A 14,322-nucleotide genomic window follows, 5' to 3' on the forward strand; every position below is an offset into this window, starting at 1 on the left:
CTCCTCAGTGGGCGAGTTGAGCAATACGGTCTGCCAGGCGTGCAAGCCCGTCGGAAGGCAGCGCAGTTGTCTTCCTTCGGTCAGTACCGATGGCTGTGGCGATCTGCGCTCCCAGCGCTGCCGGGTCAAGGCTCACGATCATCTCGCACACGCCCCGCTCCGTGAACTGGCTGACCCGCTCACCCTGATCGTCAATGCCGCGATCCGCCGGATACGCCAGTACCCGAGCGCCGCTCGCTGCGGTCTCGTTCATCGAACCGTAGCCGCCCCGGCACAGCACCACATCGGCGCAGCCCAGCAGATCGGGGACACCGATGCCGCCACGCTGCACTTGAAGAATCCGCGTGCCGCTGCCGCACATACCGCGCCAGCGCCGTCTGCCGAGAAACATGTCCGCTGCCCGTGTGGTTCACGGTATGAAATGCGACCACCGGTCCGCCGTTTTCGATCATTTCCCGGATCCTACGCACAGCCTCCTGCGGCGAACCGCAAACCCGCGGGCCGTCCCGACCGGAGCTGACGTCCAGAACTCCGAATGCAGCAGCACGTCACTTCGCTGTGCGGAAGCGAGGGAACCGACCCGCGGACCTGGAATGATCGGTACATGCGTGCGGCCCGGCTCCTCTCCCTCGTCCTCCTGCTGCAGAACCGCGGCAGGCTGACGGCCGGTGAGCTCGCCGACGAGCTGGATGTCTCGGTCCGGACCGTCTATCGGGACATCGACTCGCTGAACGGCGCGGGCATCCCGGTCTACGGGGATGCCGGGCACGGCGGCGGATACCAGCTGATGGGCGGCTACCGGACCCGGCTCACCGGGCTGCACGCCGACGAGGCGGAGTCGCTGTTCCTCGCCGGGCTGCCGGACGCGGCGGCCGACCTGGGACTGGGCGAGGTGCTCGCGGCCGCGCAGCTGAAACTGACCGCGGCCCTGCCGGCCCCGCTGCGGGACCGGGTCGGCCGGATCCGTGAGCGGTTCCACCTCGACGCTCTTGGCTGGTACCGGGAGCAGGACTCACCGTCCGCTCTCGCGGTGCTTGCCGATGCCGTGTGGAACCAGCGGCGGATACAGGTGCGCTACCGCCGCTGGGCCGAACCGCAGGAGGTCGAGCGCGAACTCGACCCCTACGGCCTGGTCCTCAAGGCGGGCGTCTGGTACCTCGTCGCAGCGGTGGAAGGCGCGGTGAGGACCTACCGGGTGTCGTCGATCCTCCGCTTGGACGTCGGGGCTGACGGCTTCGAGCGCCCCGACGGCTTCGACCTGGCCGCCCATTGGCGGGACTACCTCACCGCCTACGACGCCCGCAGACTGCGGCTTCAGGTCTCCGTCCGGATCGCTCCGGCGCTGCTGTCCGCGTTGCCGGACCGCCTGGACGCGGCACTCGTCCGCGCCGTCGAATCCTCGGCGGGGCCGCCGGACGCCGCCGGCTGGGTGACGGCGACGGTACCGCTCGAGTCCGTCGACCAAGCGGTGCCGACGCTGCTGTCGCTGGGCGCGGACATCGAGGTGCTCGCCCCCGAGGAGCTGCGCCGCGGGATTGCGGAGGCGGCGGCGGCCGTGCTCGACCGGTACCGCCCGGCGGATGCATACGGACGGGCGGAGGCCGGCGCCCTCAGCAGTAGTCCGGCTGACAGGGTCGCCAGCAGCGCAAGGGCGGCGAGGACCGCGAAGCCGTAGCGCGTGTCACTGTGGTCGGTGACCGTCGCGACCAGGACCATCACCCCGACCGTGGCCGCCAGCCCGCCACCGTTCGCCAGCCCGAACGCCCTGCCCACCGAGGCATCGTCGGCCGAGGACATCAGCATGGTGCGGGAGGCGATCCTGGCCTGCCCGAAGAAGAACGCACCAAGCGGCACCCCGACGAGGTAGCCGACGATCCCGAACTGACTCTGCAGCACCAGGCCGACATTGCAGAGCAGAAAGCCCACGACGGCGATGCGAACGTCCGGATTTCGCCTGCTGACGATCCGGTAGGCAGCGGTGGCCGCCAGGAATCCGAGGCAGCCGAGGGCATCCACGGCGCCGAACGCTGCTGCACCCAGGTGGAGTTCGCCAATGACGGCGGTGGGCAGCAGCGCGTTGAAGACCGTGACCACCACGCTGCCTTGGGCGTAGAGCAGGATGAAGCGGCGTACACGCAGCGGCCCGCGCGGCGCTGCCGGGACGGGCGCCTGCTCCCCGTCGGTGGTGGCATCCGCCGCCCGTTCCGGGCGGCGGGCGATCGCGGCGACGCAGAGCGCCGAGACCATGAAGGTCCCGCCGTTGAGGACCAGAAGCGGCACGGCACCGAACGCCTGGACGGACAGCCCGCCGACCGTCGCCGACAGCAGCATCCCCGCCTGGGTCCCCATCTCGTAGCGCGCGTTGAACCGCCGCAGCCGGTCCGCCGGGACCCGTTCCTTGATCAGGGCGGAGCTGGCCGGAAAGAACAGGGCGCTGACGACGGCCAGACCCAGATTGGCGCCGTAGATCCCGTGCCCCGCGGCACCACCGCAGGCCAGCCACAGCGGCAGCCCGAGGGCCAGCGCCGCACTGGTGGCATCGCAGCCGATCCACAGGGTCCGCCGGTCGAAGCGGTCGGCCAGTCGTCCGAAGAAGGGAGACAGCAGCGCCTGCGGACCGGCGACGGCGATGAAGAGCCAGCCGACGGCCATCATGGTCTGCTGCTCCCTGATCATGAGCAGTGCACCGACGATGAGCTGGACATTGTTCCCAAGGGCGGTGGCAAAGGCAGCGGATACGAGCAACCGCTCGTCCCGGCGGGGGTGGTGACTGAGGATCATGGCACGAGTGTCCGGAGGTTCACTGACACCTTCTGTCAGCGAAGCGCATGTCCCGTCCCTCAGGCGGACTCCCGGTCCAGTTCTCGTACAGCGACGGTCCCGGACAGAGCGGACAGGCGCTCGCCACCACACGCGCACGATCCGAAGAGCAGGCCGTAAGCCGACTCACATCAGGGACACCGGGCGGCGGCTCACGGCTCTCACAAGCGACTGGTCAGGACGACAAAGGCGCTTGGTCTCGTCCAACTGCGGGTCGGGCGAGACTCCCTGGCCTCATACGTTCGAACGCCGTGGGGATCGTCCGTCGGAGAAGGAAATCCTTGATCTCCCGAGCGCACTCGGCCGGGCTCGAACTGCCCGTGTCGCACTCGATGTCATAGATGCCGTGGGCGTGGACGCGTTCGAACTGGCGGGCAGCCAGCCCTGCCGGACGATCACCACGCGCCTTCTCCCGGCGTTCCAGCTCCGGCAAAGGACAACGCACTCCGACGAGGACGACGTCCCGAGGGGAAAACAGAGCCAGGCAGTCGTGGAGGCGCCACGGCTCGCTCAAGACGTGGTCCACGACGACGATGTTGCCCGCCGCCGCCATGCCCGCCACCGCGCGGTGAAACCCCATCCAGGTGCGCTTGAGCACGACACTGAGCTGGTTCGGTGTCATCTCAGGTCCTGATCGCATGGCATGGAACGCGTCCACGGGCATGTGAAAGCACGGCTCATCAAGGACTCCGACAAGCTCCCTGGCAATGCTCGACTTGCCCGAGCTCGACGTGCCGTTCAAAAAGATGATCTCGCCGGTTGCCTGCTCGGATTCCGGTGAGCCGGCCAACCCGCCGACCCCAGAGGCTGGACTCGTCATCGTGCGTGCTCTCGCATCGTGCGCAGACTCCAGACCGCTTGATCCTCGACGGCACAAACCTACTGGCCCCAGGTCAGCGGGCACAACGAACGGTCCTCGCCTGCACGGCAGCGGTGCCGACGCCATGCCGTCATTTCGGGTTCTGGCTCAGCTTCTCGGTGAGCGGTCCGTCCAGGACGAGGACTTCCGTACGTGGTGGGCCGACCATCAGCACCGTCTACCACGACCGCCTGCGCCTCCTGAACCTCCTGGGCGGCCACCCCGGACCGCGATCAGTCGAAGGTGGCGAGGTGATCGGCGTCGCCGCCGCGCCACTCGATGAGGAAGATGGTCGCATCGTCGCTGGTGATGCCGTCGCGTTCCTGTTTCAGCGTGTGGGACAGGCTGCGCACGATCGCGCGTACTGCTGTGTGGTCACGGACGATGCGGTTCGTGCAGTCGATGAGTTGTTCCTCGCCGAACTGATTCCCGCCGGTTTGGTGTTCCTCGATCAGGCCGTCGGTGAAGCACAGCAGTTGGTCGCCGGGTTGCAGCATCCGCTCGCTGACCTGCGGCTGTTCGCCGCCGAAGCCGACCGGCAGCGTGGTGGGGCTTTCCAGCCGGTCCACCACGGCGCGGTCGCGGATCAGCAGCGGTGCCGGGTGGCCGGCGTTGACCCATTGCAGATGGCCAGTGGCGATGTCGAGTTGCATCATCTGGGCGGTGACGAAGTGATCGGGCCCGAACTGTTCGTTGATGGCCCGGTCCATGAACGTATACACCTGGGACAGATCGGTGTTGGCGCGTCGGGTGTGGCGGTAGGCGCCAATGGCCACGGTTGCCATGGTCGCGGCGTCCAGGCCGTGGCCCATCGCGTCGATCATGGCCGCGTGCAGGATTTCGTCGTTGAGGGCGTAGTCGAAGCTGTCGCCGGCCACTTGATAGGCGGGCTCCAGGATTCCGGCCACCTCGACCTGCGGGACGGTCATCGACAGCGGGGGCAGCAGCGACCACTGGATCTCGGCGGCCACGTTCATCGGGGCGCGGCGGCGCGCCAGGAAGAACTGGTCGGTGTAGGCGTCCTTGGTGACGATCATGTCGGCGACCAGCCCTGCGAGTCTGCGCAGCAGCCGCCGGTCGTCGTCGTCGACGCTGTCGAGGGTGACGACCATGACCCCGATCTGGTCACTGCCGTCCAGCAGCGGCAGATACATCCGCGCACTGCCGTCCTGTGGCACCTCTACGGCCCTGCGGTTCAGGAACGCATCGCCGGCGGGGGAGCCCTCGATCGGTTCGGGGTCCCCGACTGACAGCCGTCGGCCCGGCAGGGGTACCAGCAGCAGTTGTTCGTAGTCCTGCAGGAGAATGGAGACGTTCCGGCCACCGACCCTGGCGACTTCTTCCGCGACGAGCGGGGCGATCAGATGCGGCGGCATTTCGTGTGCCCGGTCCAGCAGCACGCCCAGCAACCGTTCACCGAATCCCTCCGATCGGTCCACTCCGATCCTGTTCGGCTTTCGCTCACCTTCCATCGTCGCTGCCTGCATCCCTTCGTCCCGGGCCGGTTCGGGAACTCATCGGGCGGCCTCAGGTTCGGCTGCGGGAGTCGTGTGCCGGGAGGAGTCGACGCTGTCAACGCCTCGGTCGGTGACCCGGCTCCCCGTGTCCCCGAGACTCGACGTACGCCCCGACACGCACTCGGTCCCTCCGGCGGTCACCGAAGGATCCGCTCGAGGGTCCACGCACGTGATCCGTACACCGAGGGCTCCTGCCACGACCGCGATTGACCCGCACAGGCTGACACCGCCGACCGGACCATCGAACCCATTACTCCAAAGGCGGCATGTCACACCCGGTCAGGACCCTGGCCTTCGGTTCCGATGCCCCCGATCCCGGGTCCCGATCGCACAGTCCGAGCGGCCCCGTCCCACCGGTTCGTCCGTGCGCTCCGACCGCTGCGCACCAGCCGCTCCCGCCGGGCTATTCGGGCCGCTGCGTCCGGGCATTGTGCGCGAGGCCGTCCGGGGTGGAGGCTGTTCGCTTTCCGAGGGGCAAAACCATTGCCCGCAACACTGCCCGGCCGGGTGGCCTGTGTACTTCTCCGATGTCTTGCCAGCCCCAGGACCGGAAGGCGGCGTGGGCTGCACGGTCGGCCGCAGGCACCAGGGTGGCGCCGAGTGACGCATGGCTGTCGACGAGTAGTCGTTCTTGCAGGCGGCGGGCGAGGTCACGGTCCTGCTCGTGCGGGTGGAGCACGATTTCGGTGATGGCGAAGACGTGCCCGGATGCGGTGAGTTGCTCGATGTTCCGCGGCAACGCGCCGTCGAAGCCGCGCCACCAGGAACTGTCCCGCTGCAGAGGGAACCCGAAGGCGCATCCTGCAAGGGCCGTCGCCTCCGCGATCAGCATGGCGAACCCGGGCCTGCGCACATCGTCCGTGAGACGGCGCAGGAAGTCCTGGCGGTTGCGGTACTCCTCACCGGCGGCCGTGTCGGAGGACTCGACGTACAGGTCGGCCAGGTCCTCCCTCACGCCATCGGCCTGCCAGCGGTTCAGTCGACGTAGGCGTACCGCATCCATGGCGTACGGCTCGCGGGCATCGGGTTTCTGCTGCCGCCCTGACTGGGACCGTTCCCTCACAGCACACCCGCCGGAAGGACGGGAGCGTTCCGGTTCATGGGCTGCGAGCCGGACACATGTGGCAGGACCGGCGGCCGCTCGCGGAGGACGTCCGGGAGGCCGAGGAGCAGGGTGCCGGTGCCCGTGACGGCGAGGAGCCTCGCCAGCACGGGGGGCGGGTGGTGCAACCGCAGAGAACCGCCGGCCCTGGCGGTTTCCTGCGACGCGTCGAGGAAGGCGTTGAGGCCGGTCACGTCGCAGAAGGTGAGAGTGGTGAGGTCGACGTCGATGGTGCGGATGCCGTCGTGCAGGCATTGCCCGAGCGAGTGGCGGACCAGGTGCACCGTCGCCAGGTCGATCTCACCGGTCAGGGTGATCAACGCTCGGCTGTTCTTGTCGTGCCGGAAGAGGGTCAGCTGTGGAAGGGACATAGCGCCTCGGTTCAGGAGACCGACCGGGCCGCGCATGAGGTACCGGATTCCCGGCTGCTTCTGCGCGTTCCGTGGACGGTCGTACTCTCATGCAGGCAGGCGAACGGCCGGTCCAGCAGCCTGTGTTCCAGGCAGAGGTCCAGCTGGTTCCTCGGGGGATGCGCCGGGTGGCCGGACGGGAGTCCGCAGCCCGCAGGCATCTGTGCCAAAGCAGTGCGCGTCGGGATCGGGACCGTCGACGTCTCTCTGCAGCATAGTCCGCGGCCCGGGGGAAAGAGACGGGCAGAAGCGGCCGTTTGCCGGCCGGGTGGCTGACCGGCATACCGGGATGGGATCCCTGCCGGTGGACGGTCTGCAGCGGGACACGGGAACGCGGCGATTTGTGGCGGTCGGGGGGCCTCGGCTGCGCAGCGCGCCCATGCAGCCGGTGTGGCGGACGCTCATCGGGCGGGGGTGACGCCGGAGTCAGTGAGGCCTTGTTCTGCCGAGGTGCAACCCATCCTCAGCACAGCGATACCCGGACCCACTGGCTGATTGCTCGTGTCGTCCAGGAGCCGTGCAGGAAGCGGTGGAGCGCCAGTCATGACGCCCCACCCTCGTGCGGACCCCCGCTGCCTGACCGGTTGTTCGGCGGGATCTCCTCGGCGCGATGCCGCGACCGGCGGTGCCACAGCCTGCCCGTCGCGGTGCGTGCTGCGGTGGCCCGTCCCGAATCGGTGGCCCGTCCCGAACCCTTGCCCAGCGGCCGCGAACGGTCCGAGGGCAAGGTCGCTGTGGGATCGTCGTTGCGCGCGGTGAACAGGCGGATCGCGAGCACGCCCAGGGCGATCATCGCGAGGAGCACCATCACCGTTGCGAAGGACTCCACGCCCCTCACATTCCTTCCGCCGGAACGGGGGCGTGGCCGGTGGCTGCGCCGACAGGACTACGAGGAGCCGTGCGGCGTGCGTCGTCATGGCCGCCTTCGGAATCCCAGACTCTCTCCCGGGTCGAGTCCCAGTCGGCCTCGGCCGCGATCCGGAAGAACTCTGCCTCCTGGATCAGGCCGCTCGCAGTGAGACTCCGCGCCGGGTCAATTGCTGTGGCCATCAAGTGGGCGGCTGTGCCGGGGCTCGTCTCAGGTGGGATCACGAGCAGGTCCCAGCGGCCGGTGGTGTAGGAGAGGAGGAGCAGTTTGTGGGGGTCCTGTTCGGCCTTGAACCAGCCCACGTGCACCACACGCCCGGCGACGGGCACCTTGCGGGGGACGGTCGGCCAGAAGGTGGGGTTCACCGTGACGCGTGTGATCCGCCCCCACAGCGGGTCCAGTACGGCCGTCAGCGTAGGAAGCTCGGCCGCCAGATCGCGGGATCGGGGCCACCACGCGCCATCGATCAGCGCAGGGGCGGAGCCGGCCGGCGCCAGCGTGAGGCGGAGCGGCAGGACAGAGGAAGAGGGCCGGTCCTCGGCCGCTGGCGAATAAAGAATGGTCGCGGTCATGACGCCGACCCTGCCCCGGGCCGGTCATGGCCGGCCCGGACTTGTGAATCGCCGAGAACGACACGAGCTTGGAAGCCGGTGTACGAAGTGTTCTCGGTAAGTCCCAGGATACTCCTGGCGACAGCCCGACGGACCGTTGGGGAGCTACGAGTTGAACGGCATGCGACGGGTTTCAGCCGTCCACTGCCGCCGTCGGCTGAGGGGAAGCGTCCCGGTGCACCGGGACCGATGCACGGCGATGAAGACCGCATCGGCCGCAAGGCAACGATGCCGATGAGCCGCAGATTCTGCGGGCGACGTGATGGATCTCGTGCTCGGTGCAGTGGCGTTGAGTCGCAGCGGTCAATCCCGGCTCGGGGTCCTGCCAGGTGGCCCGCGGTCCGCCGTCCTCGTCGCTGAAGTTCATGCGTGCCGCGCAGTCGAGGAACGCGTTCGACGAGGCGGCCGTCGGTGTCACGGGCTGCGGTGAAGCCGCGCGGCAGAAGGGGGGATCGGCGACACGGGTGAGAGGTCGGTCCACCTCCTGCGCTCGTGAGTCGCCTATGGTCACGCTTGGTGATCATGGAGTCACTCGTACTGAAGGGAACCCTCGTCATGACGACTGCCGTCATCGACCACGCCTCCACCGGCTACAGCATCGGCCACGCGCTGGGCATGGCCCGTGCGGCCGAACTGGCCTACAAGGACGAGCCCACCATCGAAGCCACTGCACGGTCATGGGGCTTCGACCGTATCCGCCACCACCACACCACCTTCCGTCCCCCCTTTCCGCTCGAGGACACACAGGCCTACACCATGGCCAGCCCACGGATGATCGTCACGGCGTTCCGCGGAACCCAGCCGGAGGAACTGCGGGACTGGCTGTCGGACGGCACCACGCCGCCGGTCCCCGGCCCCAACCGAACGGGCTTCGTGCACTACGGCTTCGGCGAGGCCCTCGACGCTGTCTGGCCCCAGGTCCGCAGCGCCCTCGACGATCTCCGCGACAACGACCAGACACTGTGGTTCACCGGGCACAGCCTCGGCGGCGCGCTTGCCATGCTGGCCGCCGCCCGCCTGCACTTCGAGGAACCCAACACGACCGCCGACGGCGTCTACACATTCGGTCAACCCCGCACCTGCGACCGGATGCTGGCCCGCGCCTACGACACCGCCTTCGCCGACCGCATGTACCGCTTCGTCAACAACAACGACATCGTTGCCCAACTCCCCCCGGAGCCGGCCTTCCACCACGTCAATGCCCTGCGCTACATCGACGCGAGCGGCACCGTCCGCGACAGGATGCCTCTGGTCGGAGGGCTGCTGGACCGGGCGAAGGGCTTCACCGCCGACCTGCTCGCCCCCGCCTCGGACGGCGTCCGGGACCACCTGATGAAGACATACATCGCCGCCCTCGAACGAAACCTGCGGTAGGGACGCGCGTCGCCGCGAGCGCGAGTCCCACCTCGCGCAGTACATCGGTCGCCGGACCGTCCGACCGGGGATGCGCATCAGCAGCCGGACCGTCCTCCTGACCACCACTCCGTGCCGGCGACGGTGCTCGCCTGCGTGATGCTCGCTGCCCTACTGCTGGGCGGCGTTGTGAACTGGGCGCAGGGCAGGGCGGGATACGTCACGAGGTGCCCGCCGTGCTCGGGCGTGGGGTCCGGGAGTGCGACATCCTCAATGGGCGAGTTGAGCACTGTGGGCACCCCGGCACCGTGGCGTCAGTCGCTCCTGCGAACATGCCGCTGTGACCGTGACACCTGATCAGCGCCCTGACGACGCCACTCTCGACCTCCTGCGTTCCGCGTTCCCCGGCGAGTGGCGCGAGCCGGCACTCGGCAATGAAGCGGTCGCGGTATGGGAGCAGGAGAACGAGGTGAACCTCCCGGAGCCGTACCGGTCCTTCATCGCCGAGATCAGTAACGGATGCAGCATCGGGCCTGCCGGGGACGGCGGCCTGCAGCCGCTCGGCCGAATACCCTCGTCCTGGCCCGAGGGCGGGCCAAGACAACCAGGAGCACCTTTTCCACTGGAGGAGGCATGGCTCTGGGAAGACGACGACTCGGCCGACGACGACTCGGCCGACGACGATGACTCCAGGATCGACGCCGTCTTCTCGCAAGGATCGATCGTGCTCGGCGCGGAGGACAGCCAGTCGTTCTGGCTCCTGGTGACGAAAGGGCCGCAGCGCGGCAATGTGTGGATGGTGGCGGACGTCGGCGCGATCCCGGTGCCTGCGGACAAGCCCTGGGGCTTCCTGGAGTGGGTACAGCGGTGGCAGGCCGGCGAGAGCTGGTGGGACTGAGCTGCGTCTGCCACCCGAGACGCGCCGGCGCCCACCGCTCGAACGCACAGCGCCAACGCGGCGGTGACCGGCTACCGGATCAAGGCGCTCACCACCGTCAGCGCCGTCAACATCGGCACCTCGTTCCGTCGCGGCTGGTACGGCACCGACTCCGACGCTGCCGCCGTTGCCCACCCTCCAGGCGCCCGCCGGCGGGGGTGAGGGTTCGGACGTGGGGCATTCGGGCGAACTGACCTGGGTGAACTCATCTCCTTCAGATGTCATAGGAGGGTGACCAGGAGGTTCGGCCTTGGACGGCTGCACCGAATCTCGCAGCCGCGTGCCGCGGGCGGACATGTGCGGCCGGCGAGCGACCAAGCCAGGCCTCGCGGCGGGGCAGGGAAGCCCCGGTCGGTGGTTCGGGCTCGCTGTGGCGGCTGTGCCGGGTCTCGCGGCGGTTGTTGCCGTGCTGTTGTCAGTTTGGCCGCCGAGCACCTCGCGGTGTTAGAAAGGTCAATGTGGTCACACGTTTCGACCGATTCCGGAGCGCACCGGTTCGGTCACTGACCGACAAGCATCCCCGGAGCCTCGCCGGACAGGTTTTCGCCCTGCAGGTGGCTGTGGTGGTACTGCTTGTGGCGATCGCGGTGCTGGCGCTGGTGCTGCAGTCCCGGCACGACAGCAGCACGGAGGCGAAGCACCGTTCCATCGCCGTCGCGGAGACCTTCGCGCACTCGCCGGGCGTCCTGGCCGCGCTGAGGACCCCCGATCCCTCCAAGGTGCTCCAGCCCCTCACCGAGGCGGGGCGGAAGGCGGCCGGGGTCGACTTCATCGTGGTGATGGACACGAAGGGGATCCGCTACACGCATCCCCAGCCGGACCGGATCGGGAAGAGGTTCGTCGGCACCATCGAGCCCTCGGTGGCCGGCCGCGTGTACACAGAGAGTGTCGACGGCCCGCTCGGCCACGAGGTGCAGGCGGTCGTTCCCGTCCAGGATCGCCGGGGCAAGGTCGTGGGCCTGGTGTCCGCCGGCTTGAAGGTCAAGAACGTGACCAATGTGGTGGACCGGCAGCTGCCGATCATCTTCGGTGCCGGAGCGGCCGCTCTCGCCCTGGCCACGGCAGGGACGGCGCTGGTGGCCCGGCGGCTGCGGAGGCAGACCCACCGTCTGGGTCCGGCCGAGATGACCCGTATGTACGAGCATCACGACGCAGTGCTGCACGCCGTCCGCGAAGGTGTGCTCATCGTCGGCAGCGACGGTCGGCTTCTGCTGGCGAACGACGAGGCCAGGCGGCTTCTGGAGTTGCCCCCCGACTCCGAGGGGCGCCACGTCTCGGAGCTGCACAGCCTGGATCCCGGCACGGTGGAGCTGCTGGCTTCGGGCCGCGTGGCCACGGACGAGGTGCATCCGGCGGGGGAGCGGTTGCTTGCGGTGAACCAACGGCCCACGGATCGCCACGGTGGCCCCAAGGGGACGGTCGCGACCTTGCGTGACTCCACGGAGCTGCGGGCGCTGTCCGGCAGGGCGGAGACGGCCCGCGAGCGCCTGAAACTGCTCTACGACGCCGGTCTGGGCATCGGTACCACCCTCGGCGTGGTGCGCACGGCCGAGGAACTGGCGGAGGTCGCCGTCCCCCGGTTCGCCGACTTCGTCACCGTCGATCTTTCCGACCCGGTGCTGCGCGGGGAGGAGCCGGCCGGTGCGGGCACGGACATGCGCCGCACCGCCGTCCACGGAATCCGGGACGACCATCCCCTCTATGAACGCGACCGCCTGATCGACTTCCTCCCCTCCACACCGCAGGCACGGGGTTTCGGAAGCGGCCGGTCGGAGCTGGTGCCCGACCTGTCCGCCGCGACCGGCTGGCATGCCCAGGACCCGGAGCGGACACGGATGATCGTCGAGTACGGCATCCATTCGCTCATCACGGTGCCCCTCCAGGCACGGGGCGTCATCCTGGGCATGGCCAACTTCTGGCGTTCGGAGGAGCCCCAGCCGTTCGAGGAGGACGATCTGTCCTTGGCCGAGGAACTGGTCGCCCGGGCGGCGGTCAGTATCGACAACGCACGCCGCTACACCCGTGAGCACACCCTGGCCGCGACTCTGCAGCGCAGCCTGCTGCCGCGTGCCCTGCCGGAGCAGGGTGCCCTGGACGTTGCCTACCGCTACCTGCCCGCGCTCTCCGGGGTGAGCGGCGACTGGTTCGATGTGATCCCGCTGCCGGGCACTCGCGTGGCGCTGGTCGTCGGCGACGTTGTCGGCCACGGCCTGCACGCGGCCGCCACGATGGGACGTCTGCGCACGGCGGTGCACAACTTCTCCACACTCGACCTGCCGCCCGACGAGATCCTCAGCCACCTCGACGACCTGGTCGGGCGCATCGACCAGGAGGAGGTGGAGGCGGCCGCCGGTGCGGCGGTCATGGGCGCCACCTGTCTGTACGCGATCTACGATCCGGTCTCCCGCCACTGCGTCATGGCGCGGGCCGGACATCCCTTGCCCGCACTGGTCCACCTTGACGGGAGCGTGTCGTTCCCCGACATCCCGGCCGGACCGCCCCTGGGCCTGGGCGGTATGCCGTACGAGACCGCTGAACTGGAACTGGCGGAGGGAACGCAACTCGTCCTGTACACCGACGGGCTCATCGAGGACCGCACCCGGGACATCGACGTCGGGATCGAGATGCTGCGTCAGGCCCTGGCGTCCCATCCCGAGCGGCCGCCGGAGGACAGCTGTCAGGCGGTGCTCGACGCGCTCCTGCCCGACCGGCCGAAGGACGACGTGGCGCTCCTCATCGCCCGCACACGGGCGACACCACCCGACCATGTCGCTGTATGGGACATGCCGTTCGATCCCGCCGCCGTGTCAGGGATGCGCGCCGCCGTGGCCGAGAAGCTGGACGAATGGGATCTGTCCGAGCTCGCCTTCGCCGTGGAGTTGGTGATCAGCGAGCTGATCACCAACGCTATCCGCTACGGCACCGCACCTGTCCGGGTGCGACTGCTGCGCAACCGCACCCTGACCTGCGAGGTGGCTGACGGAAGCAGCACGTCGCCCCATCTGCGGTACGCGGCCACGATGGACGAAGGAGGCCGCGGCCTGTTCCTCGTCGCGCAAATGGCCGAACGCTGGGGCACCCGCTACACCCCCCGGGGGAAGGTCATCTGGGCGGAGCTGTCGCTGCCGCGATCCGACGGGAGCGTGGACGGCACGGCGTGGCTCGACGTCCTCGACGCGGAACTCTAGCTGCCGGACCGGCAGTTCCCCGTGGAGGGCGACCACTCCGGCGCACCACACGGGCCTCGGTCCACTCGGGGGCTCTCCGCACGTGGTCCGCTGGCCATGCCTAAGCTTCCGCCGTGAACGACACCACACATGGGATACGGATCAGGCCCGGCAGCCTGGCCGACGCACCGGCCATTCTGGACATGCTCGACGGCGCAGTGGCCTGGATGAACGACCGCGGAAACACCGAGCAGTGGGGCACGACACCGTATTCGCAGAAGCCCGGCGGGGTGGCGCGGGTCGAGCGGTACACGACCGAGAACGCCCCGTACATCGCGGAGTTGGACGGAACACCTGTCGGAGCCCTGGTGCTGGACTCCGGGCCCAGTCCGCAGATGCCGATCGCGCCGGCCGAGGAACCCGAGCGGTACGTCCGGCTGCTGGTATCCGACCGACGGTACGCCGGTCTGGGCGTCGGGGCGGCGCTGCTGACCCATGCCGCAGCGGAGACCCGGCGGGCCGGAGTGGAACTGCTGCGGGTCGACTGCTGGGCGGGCGGCGGGGGCGAACTGGTCGCGTTCTACGAGCGCAACGGCTTTGCCCCCACCGACCGTTTCCTGTCCGGGGCCTGGCCGGGACAGGTGCTGGCCCGGCGGGTCGGCTGACGCCGGCACCTGG

The 14,322-nt window shown here is 69.0% G+C and carries 13 protein-coding genes and 1 pseudogene; 6 read left to right on the top strand and 8 right to left on the bottom strand.

What is annotated here, in order from left to right:
* Positions 1–4 precede the first annotated feature (4 nt).
* Complete coding sequence (locus tag AC067Z_RS13625) at positions 5–391, bottom strand: glycosyltransferase (RefSeq protein ID WP_478789657.1); 387 nt, start codon at positions 389–391, stop codon at positions 5–7.
* Positions 392–604: 213 nt separating this feature from the next.
* Here AC067Z_RS13625 and AC067Z_RS13630 point away from each other — a divergent pair, with 213 nt between their 5' ends.
* The gene (locus tag AC067Z_RS13630) at positions 605–1,675 is read left to right on the top strand and encodes a helix-turn-helix transcriptional regulator (RefSeq protein ID WP_478789658.1); all 1,071 of its coding nucleotides are present in this window, start codon (positions 605–607) and stop codon (positions 1,673–1,675) included.
* Between the two features lie 80 nt (positions 1,676–1,755).
* On the opposite strand, the pseudogene AC067Z_RS13635 reads toward AC067Z_RS13630, so the two are convergent.
* The 7 genes and pseudogenes from AC067Z_RS13635 to AC067Z_RS13665 form a co-directional block, all read right to left on the bottom strand.
* A pseudogene (locus tag AC067Z_RS13635) lies at positions 1,756–2,781 on the bottom strand (MFS transporter); the annotation flags it as partial.
* A gap of 214 nt (positions 2,782–2,995) precedes the next feature.
* Positions 2,996–3,640, bottom strand: a complete 645-nt coding sequence (locus tag AC067Z_RS13640; protein ID WP_478789659.1) for a chloramphenicol phosphotransferase CPT family protein — start codon at positions 3,638–3,640, stop codon at positions 2,996–2,998.
* Between the two features lie 272 nt (positions 3,641–3,912).
* Positions 3,913–5,151: a PP2C family protein-serine/threonine phosphatase gene (locus tag AC067Z_RS13645; protein WP_478789660.1), complete on the bottom strand. Its 1,239-nt coding sequence runs from the start codon at positions 5,149–5,151 to the stop codon at positions 3,913–3,915.
* Positions 5,152–5,599: 448 nt separating this feature from the next.
* Positions 5,600–6,151: a hypothetical protein gene (locus AC067Z_RS13650; protein ID WP_478789661.1), complete on the bottom strand. Its 552-nt coding sequence runs from the start codon at positions 6,149–6,151 to the stop codon at positions 5,600–5,602.
* A gap of 104 nt (positions 6,152–6,255) precedes the next feature.
* Positions 6,256–6,669 (bottom strand): STAS domain-containing protein, encoded by a 414-nt coding sequence (locus tag AC067Z_RS13655; protein ID WP_478789662.1) that lies wholly within the window; start codon positions 6,667–6,669, stop codon positions 6,256–6,258.
* A gap of 580 nt (positions 6,670–7,249) precedes the next feature.
* Complete coding sequence (locus tag AC067Z_RS13660; protein ID WP_478789663.1) at positions 7,250–7,537, bottom strand: hypothetical protein; 288 nt, start codon at positions 7,535–7,537, stop codon at positions 7,250–7,252.
* 5 nt (positions 7,538–7,542) lie between these two features.
* On the bottom strand, positions 7,543–8,148 hold the full coding sequence (locus tag AC067Z_RS13665) for a DUF5994 family protein (protein WP_478789664.1): 606 nt from the start codon (positions 8,146–8,148) through the stop codon (positions 7,543–7,545).
* Between the two features lie 594 nt (positions 8,149–8,742).
* Here AC067Z_RS13665 and AC067Z_RS13670 point away from each other — a divergent pair.
* The 5 genes from AC067Z_RS13670 to AC067Z_RS13690 all read left to right on the top strand — a co-directional run bounded on the left by AC067Z_RS13670 (position 8,743) and on the right by AC067Z_RS13690 (position 14,309).
* Positions 8,743–9,561, top strand: coding sequence for a lipase family protein (locus tag AC067Z_RS13670; protein WP_478789696.1), 819 nt, complete (start codon positions 8,743–8,745; stop codon positions 9,559–9,561).
* 319 nt (positions 9,562–9,880) lie between these two features.
* Positions 9,881–10,438: an SMI1/KNR4 family protein gene (locus tag AC067Z_RS13675; RefSeq protein ID WP_478789665.1), complete on the top strand. Its 558-nt coding sequence runs from the start codon at positions 9,881–9,883 to the stop codon at positions 10,436–10,438.
* 63 nt (positions 10,439–10,501) lie between these two features.
* A complete protein-coding gene (locus tag AC067Z_RS13680) occupies positions 10,502–10,639 on the top strand; it encodes a hypothetical protein (protein ID WP_478789666.1) in 138 nt (45 codons plus the stop codon).
* A 341-nt stretch (positions 10,640–10,980) separates the two neighbouring features.
* Entirely contained in the window at positions 10,981–13,665 is a 2,685-nt protein-coding gene (locus AC067Z_RS13685) for a SpoIIE family protein phosphatase (RefSeq protein WP_478789697.1), read from the top strand.
* A 113-nt stretch (positions 13,666–13,778) separates the two neighbouring features.
* Complete coding sequence (locus tag AC067Z_RS13690) at positions 13,779–14,309, top strand: GNAT family N-acetyltransferase (RefSeq protein WP_478789667.1); 531 nt, start codon at positions 13,779–13,781, stop codon at positions 14,307–14,309.
* Positions 14,310–14,322 lie beyond the last annotated feature (13 nt).

The sequence above is a fragment of the Streptomyces sp. NPDC043812 genome, from assembly GCF_056436245.1.